Here is a 19,298-nt window from a genome sequence, read left to right on the forward strand (position 1 = left end):
GGCCTTCTCAGAGGCCAGCCGGATGTCGCAGGACATGGCCAGCTCGCAGCCGCCGCCCAGGGCAAAGCCGTTCACCGCCGCAATCACGGGCTTGCTCATATTCTCCAGCTTGAGGAACACCTCGCCGCCGTGCACTCCGAACTTCTTGCCCTCGATGGAGGAAAAGCCCTTCATCTCACCGATGTCGGCGCCAGCCACAAAGGAGCGCCCCGCGCCCGTCAGAATGACCACATAGATCTCCTGGTCCGCTTCCACTGCGTCCACGGCCGCTCCCAAGTCCGCCAGTACCTGGCTGTTCAGCGCGTTCAGGGCCTCCGGACGGTTCACCGTCAGAATCCCCACGTGCCCCTGCTTTTCCAGTTCCACAAATGCCATGCCTGTTTGCCTCCTTATATTTTGGCTTTATTTTGATCGCTCAAAGCAGCGCGGTCACTTTGTTATTTTTTTAACATTTTTCCTCCTGAAAAAGCGCAACTGCCCGCGAAAATGCCTTTGCAGTTGCGTTTCCAGCTAAGTTTTCCCTGTCAAATACGCTATTTCCAAAGACAAGTATACCTCGTTTTCTCCCCCCGTGCAACCCTTTTTTCTTGGCGGCCTTCGTATATATTTCCAGCGGCTCAGGCGTGCTTTCTTGTCTGTTTTACACAAACCCTCTCCCTGTTTTTCCCTGCCCGTACGCAACATATCAACAACGGTCTCCAACCGGCGTATTTTCACCAAAATTTCATGGGACCCGGTCCCTCTGCGGCGGCAGGGGGCCTGCGTGCAAAAGGGATTCCCGGCCAAATTGCATTTGGCCGGGAATCCCTTTCTTCTTTGGCCTGCGGTGCAGCACGCCGCCCCGCTGCGCGGGGCCCCGTGGGCAATATGCCCTAGCCCATTAGTCCGCTCAGCCACTGGGACAGCGGCAGGTACAGCAGCGGCAGGAAAATCGCGGGCAGCATATTGCCCACACGGATTTTTTCTTTGGTCATGCCCAGCATATTGATGCCGATACCCACGATGATGGTACCGCCCACGGCGCTCATCTCCGCCACTACCGCAGGGGCGATCCCCTGCCCCACTACAGAGAAGAGAAGGGTCATCCCCCCCTCGTAGATCAGGATTGGAATCACAGAAAACGCTACCCCCACACCCATGGCCGCGGCAAAGGTGATGGAGGTCACCCCGTCGATCACCGCCTTGGAGATCAGGATATCATACTTCTGGCTCATACCCGCCTCCAGGGAACCGTTGATGGCCATGGCCCCCACGCAGAACAGGACCGAAGCGGTCACAAACCCCTCCACAAAGCGGTTGTTTCCCTCGCCTTTGATCATCTTCCGGCGGAGTACTTCCCCGATCCCGTCCATGCGGCGCTCAATGTTCAGCGCCTCTCCCGCCAAGGTCCCTACCACCATGCACACAATCACGCAGAGGGTGTCGTTGGTCTTGATCATGCTGGAAATTCCGATGCCCAGCACACATAGTCCAAGGGCGTAATTCAGGCCCGAGGCAAAGCGCGTGCTGATGCGGTTTTTGAAAATCAGCCCCAATATGCTGCCCGCCAAGACCAGAACCACATTTATGATCGTACCAAGCACAGCGACCACAACCTCCCTGCCAAACCGTTTTCACCACTGCAAAAACGCGCTAATGGAAACATGATACTTCTTTCGACCTGTTTTGTCAAAGGCTTCTTATGTATGCCGGCCCCTCTCCCCGAATAGATTGGAAATAGACGCGAAGGGGGGCGCTGTTTTGAAATTTGACCGCACATCCATGCTCTACGGTACAATTGTCCTCACCGGCACCAGTATCGTGTCCCAGCTGCTGGGTTTCGTATACCGCATCCTGCTCTCCCGCCTGATCGGTGCGGAGGTGATGGGGCTTTACCAGCTGATTATGCCGGTCTACTCCGTCATTATGTCCATCACCGCGGTGGGTCTGACCGTGGCTGTGTCCACGCTCTCCTCCAGCTATCACGCACAGGGCAATCACACCGCCATTGTGCAGGTGCTCCGCCGCTGCCTGGCGCTCTTTTTCCTTCTCTTTGCCTTGGCGGCGGGAGCGACCCTGTTTTTTTATGACCCCATCTCGGTCTCCCTTCTGGGGGACGCCCGTACCCAACTAGGGCTGCTGCTCCTGCTGCCGTGCATTCTGCTCACCGGGGTGGAAAATCTGCACAAGCATTTTTTCTATGGCACGGGCCGCATCCGCCCGCCCGCCGCGGTGGAGCTGTGCGAGCAGTTTATCCGCACCGGGCTGGTTCTGGGTCTGCTGGTCTGCTTTCTCCCCCAGAACCCAGAGCGCACCGTGGGGCTGATCGTGCTGGGTATGACCGGGTGCGAAATTTTTTCCGCCGTCACCCTCGCCCTTCTCTTTCGCCGGCAGGTCCGTCGGGACGGACTCCGGTCCGGCGCGCCGATGGAGCCCAGACAGCTGGACCGGCGGATTTTTTCCATCGCGCTTCCCATCGGCTGTACCTCTCTGCTGGGCAATCTGATGGGCTCCGCCACCGCAGTACTGATTCCCCGTCGCCTGGTATCCGCCGGAGCGGCTGTCTCCGAAGCCATGAGCGCGTTCGGAATCCTGTGCGGCATGACCGTACCGATGCTGTTCATGCCCACCGCCTTTATTGGCGCGCTGGGCCTGGTTCTGGTCCCCAAGCTGGCCCAGAGCGTGGCACTGGGCCGAAAAGGAGAAATCCAGCGGCGAGTGGACCGGGTCATGTTGGCCACCTCGGTCATTCTACTGCCCGCCATGGCCTTTTGGGTGGTGCTCGGCCCCTCGATCGGAGAGGCCCTCTTCCGTGAGCCTACCGTAGGCGACTTTATGCTTCCCCTGTCCATTGGTGTGGTCCTCTCCTGTTATCAGTCCGTGCTCTCCTGCACTCTCAACGGGGTGGGCAAACCCAGCGCCGCCGCCCGCAGCGCCATTGTCAGCGACGCAGTGCAGTTGGGGTGCACCTGGTTTCTGATGGGCCTGCCCGGTGTGGGGCTCAAGGGCTATGTGGTCGGCTTTGTGGCCAGCGCCGGAGTGGGCGCTCTTCTGAACTGGCGCGCCGTGCGCCGGGCCACCGGGCTGGTCCCCCGTGTGTTCCAGTGGTGCACTGCCCCCGCCCTTTCCGCCCTGTTGATGGGCCTGGTCATCAACCTGCTCTTCCAGGTCCTGCAGGATGCGGGTCTGGGTGCTCTGCCGGCCATTCTGGCCTGTCTGACCTTTGGCATAGTGCTCTACCTGGCCGCCCTCTCCGCCCAGGGGATCTGGCCCGGGCGCCTGTTCCGTCTGCGGAAGCGCTGAGCCGGCGCCATCCTCCTTTCCGCCAAAACCGGCTTCCATCCATTTTAACATCGGTCTCATTCTTTTTCACTTTCGTTGTTAAAACAACGGAAGTGTTGCTTTTATTGTATTATAGTGAGGCCATAGCCCATCCAAAACCGAATGACTGGGACATCGCGCTCCCACGCAGAGCGCTTCCCGGAGAGCCTATAAGGAGGAAACAAAAATGGAACCGAAGATGTTTTGCTACCAGTGCCAGGAGACCGCTGGGTGCACCGGCTGCACCCAGGCGGGCGTGTGCGGAAAAAAGCCGGATGTGGCGGCAATGCAGGATCTACTGGTCTATGTGACCCGAGCCCTCTCCGCCGTGACCACCCGGCTGCGGGCGGAAGGTCGGGAGATATCCCCAGAGGTAAACCACCTAATTACGCTGAATCTGTTTACCACCATTACCAACGCCAACTTTGACAAGGAGGCCATCACCGCCCGCGTCCGTGACACCCTGGCGATCAAGGCGGAGTTGCTTGCCCAGGTGGCCCAGCCCGAATCGCTGCCCGAGGCGGCCCGCTGGGCCGGAGGCGAGGCGGAATTTGAATCCAAGGCCGCTCAGGTGGGCGTCCTCTCCACCAAGGACGAGGATATCCGTTCCCTGCGGGAACTCATCACCTACGGTCTGAAAGGTCTGTCCGCCTACTCCAAGCACGCCAACGCCCTGCTCCAGGAGGACACCGAGGTGGACGCTTTTTTGCAGCGCGCCCTGGCTGCCACTCTGGACGACCGCCTGACGGCGGACGATCTGGTGGCCCTGACTCTGGAGACCGGAAAATACGGCGTCAGCGGCATGGCGCTGCTGGACAAGGCCAACACCGGGGCCTACGGGAATCCCTCTGTTACCCGCGTTCCGATCGGCGTGGGCAAAAACCCCGGCATTCTGGTCTCCGGCCACGATCTGAGGGATCTGGAGATGCTGCTGAAGCAGACCCAGGGCACCGGAGTAGACATATACACTCACTCGGAGATGCTGCCGGCCCACTACTATCCCGCCTTTCAGAAGTACCCCAACTTCGTGGGCAACTACGGCAACGCCTGGTGGAAGCAGAAGGAGGAGTTTGAGACCTTCAACGGTCCCATTCTCATGACCACCAACTGCATCGTGCCCCCGAAGGACAGCTACAGGGACCGGCTGTACACCACCGGCGCCGCTGGCTACCCCGGCTGCAGACACATCCCCGGCGGAATCGGTGAGGAGAAGGACTTTTCCGCTCTGATCCGGCATGCCAAGGCCTGTCAGCCGCCTCAGGAAATCGAGCGCGGCGAGATTGTGGGCGGCTTTGCCCACGCCCAGGTGCTGGCGCTGGCCGACCAGATTGTGGAGGCCGTAACCTCCGGCGCCATCCGGAAGTTCGTGGTCATGGCCGGCTGCGACGGCCGGGCCAAAAGCCGGAACTACTATACGGAATTTGCCAAGGCGCTCCCCCGGGACGCCGTCATTCTCACCGCCGGCTGCGCCAAGTATAAGTACAACAAGCTGGATCTGGGAGACATCAACGGCATCCCCAGGGTGCTGGACGCGGGTCAATGCAACGACTCCTACTCGCTTGCCGTCATCGCCCTGAAGCTCAAGGAGGTCTTTGGTCTGGAGGACATCAACGACCTGCCCATTGTCTACAATATCGCCTGGTACGAGCAGAAGGCGGTCATCGTGCTGCTGGCCCTGCTGTACCTGGGCGTAAAGAACATTCATCTGGGTCCCACCCTGCCCGCCTTCCTCAGCCCCAATGTATCCAAGGTTCTGGTAGACCGCTTTGGCATCGCCGGTATCGGTACTGTGGAGGACGATCTGGAGCTCTTCTTCGGCCCGGAGCGCTCCGCCGGCTGAGCACCGCCGCCCAGGTACACATAAAAAATCCCCGCTCTCCCAATCGGGAGAGCGGGGATTTTCTTTTTTATCTTACAACAGGCAGATGATAAACGTGATTACCATAAAGCCGATGGCCACCCACTTGGTCATCTTGGCCAGCCTGGCGTCCCAGCTCTTGGCCTTGTTCTTGGCCAGGAAGGTGTCGGCTCCGCCGGCGATGGCGCCCGACAGGCCGGCGCTCTTGCCGGACTGAAGCAGCACCACGGCGATGAGAAATACAGCGGCGATCACATCAATAATACTCAAAACCAGCTTGGCAATTTCCACGCTACATCGTTCCTTTCGATCCCTTGGTTCGGGGCATAATCTCTATCAAATGGGCGCAAGACACCCTGCGCACTTCAAACGTGGAGTTTACTATAGCATACTTGCCGGCCGATTTCAAGGCTTTTTTCAAGATTTCTCCCCCAAGGCCTTACCTTCCCCGCACAATCCGGCGGCTGCCCGCACAGGTGGCCAGGAAATACGCCCCATAGACCACCAGGATAAAGGCCGCCGTGGCAACGCTGGAGGACACTGAGTCCACATGTCCCACCTCGGCAATAGCCGCGTTGGCCGCAGTCATTCCCACAATGGAGTGCACCACCGCCAGGGCCAGGGGCAGGAAGAAGTAGAGGAAAATCTGCACATAGATGGACCGGTCCCGCATGGACTCCTCCACCCCCAGCCGGGCCAGAATGCGGTAGCGCCCCGCGTTGTCCGCCGCCTGGGAAAGCTGCTGGAGCGCCAGCACCGCCGCGCTGGTCAAAAGGAAAATAATCCCCAGATAGATGCCGATAAAGAGGACGAGGATCTTGCTGCCCATGGTGTCCATATACACCCCAAGCCGGGTATCCCAGCCGTAACCGTAGCCGCCGTCCCCGCTCTCGTAGTCCCGGGGGACCAGGCTGTGCATGGCCTCCTCCAGGCGCGCGTCGGCGGCCTGCACGTCCGCCCCGGCGGGGTAATTGCCCACCAGCACCACGCTGTCGGCAGGCCTGCCCTCCAGGAACTGGTCGGGAAGGATCAGCATGCTCTCATACCGGCTGGTTCCGGTTCGGATAATGGCGCTGGTCTCCGCGCCGGGCTGGGGCGTCAGAGTGGTCCCCGCCACGCTCAGGGTGGGCTGGTCCTCCCACAGGGCCTTGACCAGGCTGTAATCCGCCTCATAGGTGCCCCACAGCAGGCCGTACTCATCTTCCCCCAGCTCCAGAGGCGGCAGCCCCTGGAGGGCCAGCAGGGCGTTGCAGTCGGACAGGGAGAGTGCGCTCAGACTGCTCAGCGGGACCTCCCGGCCGCCCAGCTCATAGCGGACCGGTTCAAACTCCACTTGGGCGGTCTCGTAGACCATGCGTTCCTCCAGCTCCTCTTCCGGATCAAAGCCGCCCGCGGCCAGCCACTGCTCCAGCTCCGCCGGGGCCCCGCCCTCGCTGGGCCAGAAATAGACGCTCACATCATAGGGAGACTTCCCGCTGCTTAGGCCCTCCACCGTGTTGTTCAGCCCCAGGGAGGTGGCGGTGATTCCAATGGCCAGCAGCAGCATCAGGCAGATCACCGTCATGGAGACATAGGTGGTGTTGATTTTGGAGTTGAACTGCCGGAGGATAAACATGTTCAGGCCCCGGTAATAAAGCTTTTTGTTCCGCTGGCACACCCGTAGCAGGAAGCCGGACAGGGAGCGGAAAAACAGCAGCGTCCCCAGCGATCCCAGCCCCAGCATCAGCCAAAACAGGCCGTCCACCCGGAAGAGGCCCCGCTGGAGCAGCATGGCATAAGCGATGATCAGCAGCGCCACGCCCACCAGGAACATCACCACGGATGCCCCCACGCTCTTCAGCTTCAGGTCCTGATTGGACCGCTCGGCCTGCATCAGGTCCAGCAGCCTGCAGCGGGATACGGACAGGGAGTTGAACATCATCACCAGTACAAAGATGACTCCAAAGTACAGGCAGGTTTTCCCCACCGCTTTGGGTGAAAACACAAAATGCCACTCGGTCATGTGGATGGAGAACAGCCCCGCAGTGAACACCGAGATAAACTGGGAGAGGAACACTCCCAGCAGCAGCCCTGCCGCCAGAGCCAGAAGGCCGATGCACAGGGTCTCCAGAAACAGGAGGATGGACACCTTCCCCCGCTCCATCCCCAGCAGCAGGTAGGTCCCCAGCTCCCGCTTGCGCCGGCGGATCATAAAGGTGTTGGCGTAGAGAATCAAAAAGGCCAGCACCACGGACACAAAGACCGAGATGACGTCAATCAGCATCAGAATGGTCTGCACATAGGGGGACGTCCCGCCGCCCAGGTACCCCATAACCGTCTGGGACTCCATGGAGTTGAACACGTAAAAGACGCACACGCCGAAGAGCAGGGTAATGAAGTAGACCGAGTAATCCCTTACGCTGCGCACGACGTTTTTGACGGCCAGCTTAGAGAACATCGTCGCACGCTCCTCCCAGCAGGGTGACCACCTCAATAATCTTGCCGAAAAAAGCCTTCCGGCTGTCATTGCCCCGCACCAGCTCGGTAAAGGACTTGCCGTCCCGCAGGAACAGGATACGCCGGCAGTAGCTGGCGGTAAAGGCATCGTGGGTCACCATGAGGATGGTGGTCCCCCGGGCCTCATTCAGGGCCTCAAAGCGCTCCAGCAGCAGCCGGGCGGATTTGGAGTCCAGGGCGCCGGTGGGCTCGTCCGCCAGCACCAGCGCCGGGTCTGTGATGATGGCCCGGGCCGCCGCGGTTCTCTGGCGCTGCCCTCCGGAGAGCTGATAGGGATATTTGTTCAGGCAGTCGGCAATCCCCAGCAGTCCGGCGGTTTTCTGCACCCGGCCCTCAATCTCGCCCGCCGGGGTCTTGAGAATCGTCAGAGCCAGGGCGATGTTCTCAAAGGCGGTGAGGGTGTCCAGCAGGTTGCAGTCCTGGAACACAAAGCCCAGCCGTTCCCTCCGAAAGCGGGAGAGCTCCCTGCTCTTCAGGGTGGTAATGTCCCTGCCCTCCACGAAAATCCGCCCTGAGGTGGGGGCGTCGATGGTGGAGATGCAGTTGAGCAGGGTGGTCTTGCCGCTGCCCGACGCCCCCATGATGCCCACAAACTCCCCCGGCTCCACCCGCAGGTTCACGTCGTCGATGGCCCGGGTCACGCTGCCCCGGCTGCCGTAATATTTTTGCAGATGCTCTACTGTTAAAATCGCGTCCATTTGCCGTTCCTCCTTTTCCCACCCTATTTTATCAGGCGTTTCTGTCCGCTGCCATAAGAAGGCCTTACGCTTTTCTTACACTTTTGTAAGAATCGGGTTCAAAAAATTTTTTAGTTTTCCTTGCATTTTGTTTGGCATTCGCTATAATGGATGCCAGAACAACCGCCATTTTCAATTCATCAGGAGGAATTGCCATGAATCAGACCATTTCCGCCCCCAACGCCCCCGCCGCTGTTGGGCCCTACTGCCACGCCAAGCTGGCGGGCAATACCCTGTATACCTCTGGCCAGCTGGGCCTGATCCCCGCCACCGGCGAACTGCCCCAGGGGGTAGAGGCTCAGGCCCGCCAGGCCCTGACCAATCTGGGCGCCGTGCTCCAGGCCGGCGGCATGGGCTTTGCCGACGTGGTAAAGACCACCGTATTCCTGGCCGACATGGGCGACTTTGCCGCCATCAACGCTATCTACGCCGAATTCTTTACCGGCGAGGCGCCCGCCCGCTCCTGTGTGCAGGCCGGCGCGCTGCCCAAGGGCGCGCTCTTTGAGATTGAGGCGGTCGCCGTCAAATAATCGCCCCAACCGGACACAGATTTTTGTAAAAAGCCGCCGGATTTGAAAAATCCGGCGGCTTTTTACATGGTTTATTGTTATTTTGCACAAAAATCAACTCTATTATTTTACATTCCGGCGGCATGTTTCTCTTGCAGTCCGCCTCAAAAAGGATTATAGTTTCATTGTGCTAAAAATTTTTTGATATAAAAATTTTTTGTGAGGTTTTGCCATGAGTCACTTTTCCGTCAGCGGCAGCGCCGCCGTGTTCCAGTGGAATGGAATCCCTCCCGCCGGGCAGCTGCTCCCCCTGGGCCTCCAGCATGTGGTGGCTGCAGTCGTCGGCATCATCACGCCCGCCATTCTCATCGCCAACACCTGCGGTCTGTCCGAGGCGGAGAAGACTCTGATGATTCAGGTCTCCCTGATCCTCACCGCCGTGGCCACCCTGCTGCAGCTCTTTCCCATCTTCCGCCGCATCGGCTCCGGCCTGCCGGTGGTTATGGGTATCAGCTTTGCCTACATCCCCACCCTCACCGCCATCGGCGAGCAGTTCGACCTGGGCACCATCCTGGGCGCGGAGATCATCGGCGGCATTGTGGCCATTGTATTCGGCGTATTCGTCAAATGGATCCGCCCGCTCTTTCCACCCCTGGTCACCGGCACCGTGATTTTTACCATCGGACTGTCCCTCTATCCCACCGCTGTGCGCTACATGGCGGGGGGCAGCGCCTCCAGCCCCTGGTTCGGCAATCCCCGCAGCTGGCTGGTGGCCCTCATTACCCTGGCGGTGGTGGTGTTTCTCACCAACTTCACCAAGGGCATCTTCAAGCTGGGCTCCATTCTCATCGGCATGATCGTTGGATACGCGGTGGCCTATTGCTTTGGGATCGTGGATCTGTCCGGCGTGGGAACGGCGGCTTGGTTTTCCCTGCCCCGGGTCATGCCCTTCCAGATCAAATTTGTCCCCGCCGCCTGCGTGTCCCTGGGGATCGTGTACGTGGTCAACGCGGTACAGACCATCGGCGACCTCTCCTCCACCACCATGGGCGGCATGGACCGGATGCCCACCGACCGGGAGCTCTCCGGAGGCATCATCGGTCAGGGCGTCATGAGCGTGGTCGGCGCCTTCTTCGGCGGGCTGCCCACCGCCTCCTACAGCCAGAACGTGGGCATTGTCACCGTCAACCGGGTGATCAACCGGGCGGTCTTTGCCCTGGCCGCCCTGATTCTGCTGGTGGCCGGCCTGGTGCCCAAATTTGCCGCTGTCCTGACCACCATTCCCCAGTGTGTCATCGGCGGCGCCACCATCTCAGTGTTTGCCACCATTACCATGACCGGCGTCCGCATGATCACCGAGGGCGGCTTCTCCGCCCGCAAGAGCTCGGTGGTGGGCCTGTCCGTGGCCCTGGGCGTGGGCATCACCCAGGTGAGCGGCTGCCTGTCCGGCAGCGGCTTCCCCGATTGGGTGGCCACGGTGTTCGGCTCCTCCTCCGTGGTGGTCGCCACCATTATGGCGATCCTGCTCAATCTGATTCTTCCGAAGGAAAAGCCGTCCCCGGACTGCTGATATGCAAAACGGGCGGCGCGGAACTGCCCGCGCCGCCCGTCTGATCAAACCGGCTTACTCCTTGGCCTCATCAATATAGCTGTACAGGGTATATTTGGAGATCCCAAAATATTTGCAGACCTTATCCCCGCTCTTGGTAATCAGGAACGCACCTGTCTCATTGAGGAACTGGATGGCCTTCACCTTGTCCTCCTTGTTCATCAGGGCCACCGGCTTGCCCACCAGCTTGACGCTCTGCTCAATCAGCTCGTCCAGCAGGTCGGAGACATTACGGGAAATCGGCTCCGGCTCGCTGGTCTCCTTCTCCGTGGCGGTAAACTGCCTGAGGGTCTCCTCCATGGCCAGCATCAGGGTAATGTCGTAGTTGATGCCGAAAATGCCGATGGTCGCCCCGTCATCATCGCGGATGTAAATGGTCGTGGACTTAAGAATCTTGCCGTCCTTGGTCTTGGTGAGATAGCACATGTGGTCCCGCAGCTTCTCCGGCGCGCCGTTCAGGGCCTCCAGCACCACATGGGAAGGGCCGTCCCCCACCTTGCGGCCGGTGACATGGCCGTTCTCGATGGCCACAATGGAACGCTCCGGGTCATTGGTGCCCAGATCGTGCACCACCACCTCGCAGTTGGGCCCGAATTGTTGTGAAATTCCTTTGGCCAGTTGAAATAAGAACTGCAGCTTGTATGCGCTGAGCATGGCTGTTCCCTCCCGGTATCGCTCTTTTTGCATCGCTCTTATCATACCATAAATCCCGGGGATTTCAAGAAAAATTGTATGACCTAAAAATTTTTCTGTTTATCACAAGAATGGTTGCATCCCTGTTTTTCTTATGATAAAATAAAAAAAACAAATGATCCTGACGGCATGGGCCGCAAGGGTTACAACCACATATACACGATAGCTGCAACGGAGTGCTCCGCGCACGGGCTGAATGGACCGTACCGACGGCCTGCTCCGCTGTATCCTGCAGGCCGCGTCCATTCGAAGGAATGGGCGTTTTTATTTTTGAAAACCGATTCCCCCCATCATCCCAATATTTATCAAGGAGGTCAATGCCATGCTGCTGGTTGGAAACGGAAGACTGATTACCCGCGACGCCGCCCTCCCCTACCTGCCCGACGGGGCAGTGGTCCTGGACGGGGACGCTGTCCGGGAGGTGGGGACCCTGGCCGACATGAGGACCAAATACCCCCAGGCGGAATTTGTGGACGCCCGGGGCGGGGTCATTATGCCGGGACTGATCAACGCCCACACCCATATTTACTCCGGTCTGGCCCGGGGTCTGGCCATTGAGGGCAACAACCCCACCAATTTTCTGGAGGTGCTGGAGGGCATGTGGTGGAACATCGACCGCCATCTGACCCTGGACGGCACCCGGGCCAGCGCCTACGCCACCGTGCTGGACTGCATCCGGGACGGGGTGACCACCATCTTCGACCACCACGCCTCCTTCCGCCAGATCCCTGGCTCCCTCTTCGCTATCAAAGACGTGTGTCAGGAGCTGGGCATCCGGGCCAGCCTGTGCTATGAGGTGTCCGAGCGGGACGGCGCGGAAAAAACCGCCCAGGCCATTCAGGAGAACGCCGACTTTGCCAAGTGGTGCAGAGAGCGGGATGACGACATGATCCGCGCTATGTTCGGCGGCCACGCCCTGTTCACCATCTCGGATCAGACCTTTGAGGCCATGGTCAAGGCCAACGACGGCATGACCGGCTTCCACATCCACGTGGCCGAGGGCATGAACGACGTGTACGACTCCCTGCGTAATTACGGCTGCCGCCCCGTCAACCGCCTGCTATACAACGGTATTCTGGGGGAGCGCACCCTGCTGGGCCACTGCATCCACGTCTCCCCGGCGGAGCTGGACATTATCAAGGAGACCGGCACCATGGTGGTCAACAACCCGGAGTCCAACATGGGCAACGCCGTTGGCTGCTCCCCGGTGCTCCAGATGTTCCGGAAGGGCATTCTGGTTGGCATGGGCACCGACGCCTACACCCACGACATGCTGGAGAGCCTGAAGGTGTTCCTCATCATCCAGCGGCACAACGCCGCCCTGCCCAATGTGGGTTGGTGCGAGGCCATGGACATGCTCTTCAAAAACAACGCCGCTATCGCCGCCAGATTCTTCAAAAAGCCCCTGGGCGTGCTCAGGCCCGGCGCGGCGGCCGACGTGATCGTGATGGACTACAAGCCCTTCACCCCCCTCTCAGAGGAGAACATCGACGGGCACATGCTCTTCGGCATGATGGGCAAAAACTGCCGCACCACCATCATCAACGGCAGGGTGCTCTACAAGGACCGGGAATTCGTGGGTATCGACGAGGAGCGCATCAACGCATGGACCATGGAGCAGTCCAAAAAACTCTGGGGAGAATTAAATCACCGGACCTATTGAAAGCACAGCGCCCCACAGGCGTTGACGCGCTCTTCTCCAAGCGTTTTGCCGCAGGCAAACCCTTGACGCCGAGGCAATTCACTTGCCCCGCGCAGATCAAAGCCCTGGGGGCCCCGCACGGCGTAAGCCGGGTGGGGCGCGCATCAACACCTGGACTATGGAGCAGTCCAAAAAGCTCTGGGGCGAGCTGAATCACCGGAGCTACTGAGAAACTCCTTTCCCGGCCGCGCCCGCTCGGGCGCGCAGCCGGTCCCGCCGCGGGGCGCCCCCGCACAACTCTTTTATATCGGGAGGTCACAAATAATGAGCGACATCATGCGTCCCATTCCCTTTGCCCAGCTGATGGACTGGGCGCTGACCGAATACCGCACCCAGGGCAGCATCTTCGGCGTGTCTAAGCTGGTACGCCATAAGAACGGCCAGGCCATGCCCATGTTCCGGGAGAAGATTGAGTCCCCCTTCGGCCCCGCCGCCGGTCCCCACACCCAGCTGGCCCAAAACCTGATCGCCGCCTACGCCGCCGGCTGCCGCTTCTTTGAGCTGAAAACGGTGCAGATCATGGACGGCGAGGAGCTCTCCAAATGCGTGCCCAAGCCCTGCATCACCGCCGCGGACGAGTGCTACAACTGCGAGTGGTCCACCGAGCTGACGGTGCCCCAGGCCTATGACGAGTATGTGAAGGCGTGGTTTGCCTGCAAGCTGCTGGCAAGGGAGCTGGAGCTGGGCGACCCGGAGGGCTTTGTGTTCAACATGTCCGTGGGCTACGACCTGGCGGGAATTCAGAGTGAGAAAATCGACCGCTATATCGAGAGCATGAAGGACGCCTCGGGCAGCGCCATCTGGGCGCAGTGCACCGCCTGGGCCCAGGACAACCTGGGCCGCTTCCAGCATGTGGACGGGGACTATGTGAAGTCCATCTCCCCCAAGGTGTCCGCCTCCATTACCGAGTCCACTCTCCACGGCTGCCCGCCGGACGAGATCGAGCGCATCGCCTCCTACCTCATCACGGAGAAGGGCCTGCACACCTACATCAAGTGCAACCCCACCCTGCTGGGGTACGAGTACGCCCGCAGGACCCTGGACGGCCTGGGCTTCGACTATATCGCCTTTGACGACCACCACTTCAAAGAGGATCTGCAGATGGAGGACGCCCTGCCCATGCTGCGCCGCCTGCAGGCGCTGGCGGATGAACATGGCGTGGACTTCGGCGTGAAGCTGACCAACACCTTCCCGGTGGACGTGGCCGCCGGGGAGCTGCCCAGCCAGGAGATGTATATGTCCGGCCGGTCCCTGTACCCCCTGACCCTCTCCGTGGCCTCCCGCCTCTCCCACGAGTTCGGTGGCAGGCTGCGCATCTCCTACTCCGGCGGCGCGGATATTTTTTCCGTAAAGGACCTGTTCAGCGCGGGCATCTGGCCCATCACCATGGCCACCACCGTGCTCAAGCCCGGCGGGTATGAGCGCTTTTCCCAGATGGGCGAGGCCCTGATGGACTGCGGCTGCGCCCCCTGGGGCAGTGTGGACCCGGCGGCGGTGGACACGCTGCTCTCCCAGGCCCTGGAGGGCGAGCGCTGCCGCAAGCCCATCAAACCCATGCCCTCCAGAAAGCTGAACGCCCCGGTGCCCCTGGCGGACTGCTTCACCGCCCCCTGCCGGGAGGGCTGCCCCATCCACCAGGACATCCCCGCCTACCTGTCTCTGGTGGGGGCTGGTAAATATGAGGAGGCCCTGGAGGTTATCCTTCAGCGCAATCCCCTGCCCTTTATCACCGGCACCATCTGCCCCCACCACTGCGCGGACAAGTGCATGCGGGGCGCCTATGAGGAGAGCGTACATATCCGTGACCAGAAGCTCACCGCCGCCCAGGGGGGCTATGACACCCTGCTGCCCAGGCTCCGGCCCAAGGCGCGGCGTGACGACCGGAACGTGGCCGTGGTGGGCGGCGGCCCTGCCGGTATGGCGGCCGCCTTCCTGCTGGGCCGGGAGGGGGTCCCGGTCACCATCTTCGAGGCCACCGGCAAGCTGGGCGGCGTGGTGCGCCATCTGATCCCCGAGTTCCGCATTCCCTCCTCCGCCATCGACAGGGATGAGGCCCTGGTGCGCGCCATGGGGGCGAAGGTGGAGCTGAACCACCCGATCTCCTCCGCGCAGGAGCTGGAGGGCATGGGCTTCACCCATGTCATCTTCGCCACCGGCGCCCAGAAGGCGGGGAATCCCCGGCTGAAATACGGGGACTATGTCAACTTTACCGAGGTGCTCTCCGCCATCAAGGCGGGCGCGGCCCCCAATTTGGGGACCGACGTGGCGGTCATCGGCGGCGGCAACTCCGCCATGGACACCGCCCGGGCGGTGCGCCGCCTGCCCGGGGTGGAACATGTGAGGCTGGTCTACCGTCGCACCAAGCGCTACATGCCCGCCGAGGAGGAGGAGCTGCGCCTGGCCCTGGATGAGGGCGTGGAATTCCTGGAGCTGCTGGCCCCCATCGGGGTGAAGGACGGGGTGCTCACCTGCTCGGTGATGGAGCTGGGCGCCCCCGACGCCTCTGGCCGCCGCAGCCCGGTGGACACGGGCAAGACCCTGGAGCTGCCCTGCACCACGCTTATCGCCGCCGTGGGCGAGGGCATTGACGAATCCGTAGACGTGGGCGGCTGGCCGGTCATCGGCGACCGGAAGCGGGGCCCGGCCACGGTGGTGGAGGCCATCGCCGACGCCGCGGAGGCTGCAAACGCTATTGTGGCCTTGAATTGCGACGCCTTCGCGGACAGAAACCGCCGCCCGGAGCGCTATGAGGCCCTCCTGTCCAAGCGGGGCGACCTTTGCGCAGACTGCGGCAGCTGCGCCGACAACCGCTGCTTGGGCTGTGCCACGGTGTGCGAGACCTGCGTGTCGGTCTGTCCCAACCGGGCCAACATCGCTGTGAAGGTACCTGGCATGGCCATGCGGCAGATCGTCCATATGGACGGCATGTGCAACGAGTGTGGCAACTGCGCCGAGTTCTGCCCCTACGACTCCCGCCCCTATCAGGACAAGTTCACCCTGTTCTGGAGCCGGGAGGACTTTGACCACAGCTCCAACGCTGGCTGGCTTCCTCAGGGGGACGGCAGCGGCGTGTGCCTGGTCCGCCTGGGCGATCAGGTGCGGGAATACGACGTCACCAACCCCTCCTGCGGCCTGTATGAGCCTCTGCGTCAGATCATTCTGGCGGTCCGAACCGACTACGGCTATCTTGTGAAGCCGTGCTGACAAGGAAGTGAGTGCCATGACCTGCGGTGAGACTGCCCGGCGATACGGCGTCTTTGCCGCAGGGGCGCTGGTGTGCGCCACCGGAATCGCCTTCATTACCCGGGCTGGGCTGGGGACCTCCCCCATCTCCAGCATCCCCTTTGTTCTCAGCCTCTTCACGCCCCTGTCCATGGGGGTGTACACCTTTGCCTTCAACCTGCTTTTCCTGCTGTGCGAGGCGCTGCTGCGCCGGCGGTTCACCCCGGCGCTGAAGGGGCTGCGCCGGTGGATGGAGGGAGCGGCGGACGCCACGGCGCCCCAATAACAAAAAGGATGCCGGAACGGGCAAACCCGTTCCGGCATCCTTTTTGTTCGGAGAATATCCCCTCAGTCCGCGGCCTTCTCAAAAACCAGATCCATCTGCACAATCTCCCCACGGCTGATGTGGGTGGGCACAAAGCCCACATACCGCCATCCCTCGGCGGCGTAACGGTCGATCAGCTCCCGGTGTTCCCGGAACTTTGTGACTGATACGCCCTCCCCGATCACGGTTACGTATTGATACTGGTACATTGTACGGCCTCCTTTCTCCGTTGCGAGCCTCTTACCGCTTCTTTCTGCTGTAAGGCGTGTTCTCCAGGGGCAGCGAGGTGCGGAAGGTTCCGTCATAGTTGTAATAGGCCAGCTGGACCGCGGGCGGGGTGGGGATGGAGCAGATCTCCCCGATTCCCTTGGCCCCGCAGGCCAGCTCACTGTCGTTCTTCTCCACGATCAGGGCCTGCACGTCCGGGGTCTGGTCGGCGCGGAACAGGCCCAAGGTGGCGTACCTGGCCGTGGGCCGGCCGTCGGCCAGGGGAAAGTCCTCGGTGAGGGCGTAGCCCAGGCTCATGACCACGCCGCCCTCGATCTGGCCCTCCACGCTCACCGGATTGACAGCCCTACCCACATCGTGGGCGGCCACCACCCGGCGGACGCGCCCCTCCTCGTCCAGCTCCACCAGATGGGTGGCGTAGCCGTAGGCGATGTGGCTGACCGGGTTGGGCACGTCCGCGCCCATCTTGTCGGTGATCCCGGTGTACTCCTGGTGGAAGTCCACCCCCTCCACGGCGGACAGGTCCCGCCCCTCCAGGGCGCTGCGCAGCTCCACGGCCGCCCGGCGGGCCGCCTCCCCGGTGAAGAGAGTCTGGCGGGAGGCGGTGGTATTGCCCGAGTTGGGGGCGATGGAGGTATCCGGTGCGTCCCACACCACTTGGTCAGGCCGCAGGCCGGTGACCTGGCAGACGATCTGCACCGTGACGGTACCCATGCCCTGGCCGATGCAGGCGGCGGAGGTGCGCACATGCACGCGCCCGCCCTCCACGTGGAGGGTGACCCGCCCGGTATCCGGGATGCCAACCCCCAGGCCGGAGTTCTTCATGGCGCAGGCAATACCCGCCTTCGGGTTGGCCTCATAATAGGGCCGCACCGCCTCCAGGGTCTCCGCCAGGGCGGTGTCCGGCCCGGCAATCTGGCCGTTGGGGAGCACCTGGCCGGGGCGGATGGCGTTGCGCCAGCGGATCTCAAAGGGGGAGATGCCCACCTTTTCAGCCAGCAGGTTCAGATTGCACTCGGCGGCAAAGCAGCTCTGGGTCACGCCGAAGCCCCGGAACGCGCCGCAGGGCGGGTTATTGGTGTAGTAGGCCCTGCCGTCAATGTCGATGTCCTGGAAGTTGTAGGGCCCGGCGGCGTGGGTGCACGCCCGCTGGAGCACCGGCCCGCCCAGGGAGGCGAAGGCCCCGGAGTCGGTGAGCAGGGTGGCCTTCATCGCGGTGAGATACCCGTTCTCGTCACAGCCGGTGGTGACCTCCATCTCAAAGCCGTGGCGTTTGGGGTGGCAGAGCATGGACTCCGCCCGGGTCATGGCCACCTTCACCGGCCGGCCGGTGAGCTGGGACAGCACGGCGGCGTGGTGCTGGACGGACATGTCCTCCTTGCCGCCGAAGCCGCCGCCCACGCTCTTGGCCGCCACCCGTACCAGCTCCTGGGGCAGGCCGGTGGCGTCGGCGCACTCCCGGCGGGTCTGATAGATGCCCTGGTCGGCGGAGTAGACCACCAGCCCCTCCCCCTCCGGAGCGGCCACCGCGCACTCCGGCTCCAGGAAGGCGTGCTCGGTGGGCGGGGTGTGGTATTTGGTGGTAACCACGTACCTGGACTGCCGGAGCTTTTCCTCCGCATTGCCCCGGACTAGGTGCTCATGGGAGAGGAGGTTGCCGTCCTCCTGGATCTGAGGGGCGTCCGGAGCCATGGCCTCCCACACGGAGAGGACGGGCTTCAGAGGCTCATACTCGATCTTCACCAGGGCCTTGGCTTGGTGAAGGGTCTCCGGGTCCTCGGCCGCGATCAGGACAATGGCGTCCCCCCGGTAGTGGACCTCGCCCCCCACGGGCACCAGCACCCACTGGTCCCGCTTCAGGTGGCCCACCTTGGCTGTGCCCCGCAGGTCGGCGGCAGTCACCACCCGTACCACGCCGGGCAGGGCAGCCGCCTCGCTTACATCGACGCCCCGGACGATGGCCCGGGGATAGTCGGAGCGCACCGCGCCGCCGAAGAGCATCCCCTCCATCCGGATATCGTCGGTGTACTCCGCCGCACCCACCGCCTTGGCCGGGGCATCCACCCGGGGCAGGTTCTCCCCCACCCGGCCGGTGAACTCCTCCCGGGGCGCCGGTGCATTCTCCCGGAACAGCCGGGCGGCCAGCAGCACCGCGTCCTCGATCTTCTTGTAGCCCGTGCAGCGGCAGATGTTGTTGCGCAGGGCAAATTTGACCTCCTCCCGGGTGGGGTCGGGTTTGGCGTCCAGCAACCCTTTGGCTGAGACGACCATGCCCGGCGTGCAGAAGCCGCACTGGACCGCTCCGCAGTGGGTGAAGGCGTAGGCATACACGTCCTTCTCCCGTCGGGTGAGCCCCTCACAGGTGAGCACGCTTTTGCCCTCCATCTTGGAGGTCTTCTGCACGCAGGCCTTGACGGCCTTTCCGTCCACCAGAATCATGCAGGTGCCGCAGGCCCCCTCAGAACAGCCGTTTTTCACCGAGGTCAGCCCCAGGTCCTCCCGCAGAAAGGTGATCAGCCTCACATCCCGCTGTGTGGAAACCGCCTTGCCATTTACTTGAAAGGTAAACATACGCCTGCGCTCCTTTTCCCGGTCCGTCTGCGCGGATCGCACCGTCTT

At 61.9% G+C, this 19,298-nt stretch carries 15 protein-coding genes; 7 read left to right on the forward strand and 8 right to left on the reverse strand.

Annotation, left to right across the window (positions count from 1 at the left end):
- Positions 1-375: enoyl-CoA hydratase-related protein (locus H9Q75_RS06635; RefSeq protein WP_186565411.1), on the reverse strand; the 375-nt coding region annotated here is incomplete at its 3' end.
- Positions 376-872: 497 nt separating this feature from the next.
- Entirely contained in the window at positions 873-1,583 is a 711-nt protein-coding gene (locus tag H9Q75_RS06640) for a DUF554 family protein (protein WP_186565413.1), read from the reverse strand.
- Positions 1,584-1,740: 157 nt separating this feature from the next.
- Here H9Q75_RS06640 and H9Q75_RS06645 point away from each other — a divergent pair, with 157 nt between their 5' ends.
- On the forward strand, positions 1,741-3,282 hold the full coding sequence (locus H9Q75_RS06645) for a putative polysaccharide biosynthesis protein (protein WP_243200733.1): 1,542 nt from the start codon (positions 1,741-1,743) through the stop codon (positions 3,280-3,282).
- Positions 3,283-3,487: 205 nt separating this feature from the next.
- Positions 3,488-5,140: a hydroxylamine reductase gene (gene hcp, locus H9Q75_RS06650; RefSeq protein ID WP_186565415.1), complete on the forward strand. Its 1,653-nt coding sequence runs from the start codon at positions 3,488-3,490 to the stop codon at positions 5,138-5,140.
- A gap of 72 nt (positions 5,141-5,212) precedes the next feature.
- On the opposite strand, the gene secG is transcribed toward hcp, so the two are convergent.
- The 3 genes from secG to H9Q75_RS06665 form a co-directional block, all read right to left on the reverse strand.
- Positions 5,213-5,449: a preprotein translocase subunit SecG gene (gene secG, locus H9Q75_RS06655; protein WP_186565417.1), complete on the reverse strand. Its 237-nt coding sequence runs from the start codon at positions 5,447-5,449 to the stop codon at positions 5,213-5,215.
- A 148-nt stretch (positions 5,450-5,597) separates the two neighbouring features.
- A complete protein-coding gene (locus tag H9Q75_RS12650; protein ID WP_243200734.1) occupies positions 5,598-7,595 on the reverse strand; it encodes an ABC transporter permease in 1,998 nt (665 codons plus the stop codon).
- The gene (locus H9Q75_RS06665; protein ID WP_186565419.1) at positions 7,585-8,352 is read right to left on the reverse strand and encodes an ABC transporter ATP-binding protein; all 768 of its coding nucleotides are present in this window, start codon (positions 8,350-8,352) and stop codon (positions 7,585-7,587) included. Before H9Q75_RS06665 ends, H9Q75_RS12650 begins: the two co-directional genes overlap by 11 nt.
- A gap of 194 nt (positions 8,353-8,546) precedes the next feature.
- Between H9Q75_RS06665 and H9Q75_RS06670 the strand changes: the two genes are divergently transcribed.
- A complete protein-coding gene (locus tag H9Q75_RS06670; protein ID WP_186565421.1) occupies positions 8,547-8,921 on the forward strand; it encodes a RidA family protein in 375 nt (124 codons plus the stop codon).
- 211 nt (positions 8,922-9,132) lie between these two features.
- Positions 9,133-10,470 (forward strand): uracil-xanthine permease family protein, encoded by a 1,338-nt coding sequence (locus H9Q75_RS06675; protein ID WP_186565423.1) that lies wholly within the window; start codon positions 9,133-9,135, stop codon positions 10,468-10,470.
- Between the two features lie 54 nt (positions 10,471-10,524).
- On the opposite strand, the gene H9Q75_RS06680 is transcribed toward H9Q75_RS06675, so the two are convergent.
- Positions 10,525-11,163: a helix-turn-helix transcriptional regulator gene (locus H9Q75_RS06680; protein ID WP_186565425.1), complete on the reverse strand. Its 639-nt coding sequence runs from the start codon at positions 11,161-11,163 to the stop codon at positions 10,525-10,527.
- Between the two features lie 361 nt (positions 11,164-11,524).
- Between H9Q75_RS06680 and ssnA the strand changes: the two genes are divergently transcribed.
- The 3 genes from ssnA (at position 11,525) to H9Q75_RS06695 (ending at position 16,412) form a co-directional block, all read left to right on the forward strand.
- Positions 11,525-12,865, forward strand: coding sequence for a putative aminohydrolase SsnA (gene ssnA / locus H9Q75_RS06685; RefSeq protein ID WP_186565427.1), 1,341 nt, complete (start codon positions 11,525-11,527; stop codon positions 12,863-12,865).
- A 303-nt stretch (positions 12,866-13,168) separates the two neighbouring features.
- The gene (gene ygfK, locus H9Q75_RS06690; RefSeq protein ID WP_186565429.1) at positions 13,169-16,108 is read left to right on the forward strand and encodes a putative selenate reductase subunit YgfK; all 2,940 of its coding nucleotides are present in this window, start codon (positions 13,169-13,171) and stop codon (positions 16,106-16,108) included.
- A 16-nt stretch (positions 16,109-16,124) separates the two neighbouring features.
- Positions 16,125-16,412 (forward strand): DUF6198 family protein, encoded by a 288-nt coding sequence (locus H9Q75_RS06695; RefSeq protein ID WP_186565431.1) that lies wholly within the window; start codon positions 16,125-16,127, stop codon positions 16,410-16,412.
- Positions 16,413-16,474: 62 nt separating this feature from the next.
- Here H9Q75_RS06695 and H9Q75_RS06700 read toward each other — a convergent pair whose 3' ends face one another.
- Positions 16,475-16,660: a DUF4177 domain-containing protein gene (locus H9Q75_RS06700; protein WP_186565433.1), complete on the reverse strand. Its 186-nt coding sequence runs from the start codon at positions 16,658-16,660 to the stop codon at positions 16,475-16,477.
- A 31-nt stretch (positions 16,661-16,691) separates the two neighbouring features.
- On the reverse strand, positions 16,692-19,292 hold the full coding sequence (xdh, locus tag H9Q75_RS06705) for a selenium-dependent xanthine dehydrogenase (RefSeq protein WP_423788634.1): 2,601 nt from the start codon (positions 19,290-19,292) through the stop codon (positions 16,692-16,694).
- Positions 19,293-19,298 lie beyond the last annotated feature (6 nt).

The organism is Lawsonibacter celer, assembly GCF_014281125.1.
Lineage (GTDB): Bacteria > Bacillota > Clostridia > Oscillospirales > Oscillospiraceae > Lawsonibacter_B > Lawsonibacter_B celer.

What these genes read in the sequence shown, in the direction of transcription:
- hcp (WP_186565415.1), top strand. Translation starts at nt 3,488, where the DNA reads ATGGAACCGAAGATGTTTTGCTACCAGTGCCAGGAGACCGCTGGGTGC.
- H9Q75_RS06700 (WP_186565433.1), bottom strand. Translation starts at nt 16,660, where the DNA reads ATGTACCAGTATCAATACGTAACCGTGATCGGGGAGGGCGTATCAGTC.
- H9Q75_RS06670 (WP_186565421.1), top strand. Translation starts at nt 8,547, where the DNA reads ATGAATCAGACCATTTCCGCCCCCAACGCCCCCGCCGCTGTTGGGCCC.
- H9Q75_RS06695 (WP_186565431.1), top strand. Translation starts at nt 16,125, where the DNA reads ATGACCTGCGGTGAGACTGCCCGGCGATACGGCGTCTTTGCCGCAGGG.
- H9Q75_RS06665 (WP_186565419.1), bottom strand. Translation starts at nt 8,352, where the DNA reads ATGGACGCGATTTTAACAGTAGAGCATCTGCAAAAATATTACGGCAGC.
- ygfK (WP_186565429.1), top strand. Translation starts at nt 13,169, where the DNA reads ATGAGCGACATCATGCGTCCCATTCCCTTTGCCCAGCTGATGGACTGG.
- H9Q75_RS06680 (WP_186565425.1), bottom strand. Translation starts at nt 11,163, where the DNA reads ATGCTCAGCGCATACAAGCTGCAGTTCTTATTTCAACTGGCCAAAGGA.
- H9Q75_RS06675 (WP_186565423.1), top strand. Translation starts at nt 9,133, where the DNA reads ATGAGTCACTTTTCCGTCAGCGGCAGCGCCGCCGTGTTCCAGTGGAAT.
- H9Q75_RS12650 (WP_243200734.1), bottom strand. Translation starts at nt 7,595, where the DNA reads ATGTTCTCTAAGCTGGCCGTCAAAAACGTCGTGCGCAGCGTAAGGGAT.
- ssnA (WP_186565427.1), top strand. Translation starts at nt 11,525, where the DNA reads ATGCTGCTGGTTGGAAACGGAAGACTGATTACCCGCGACGCCGCCCTC.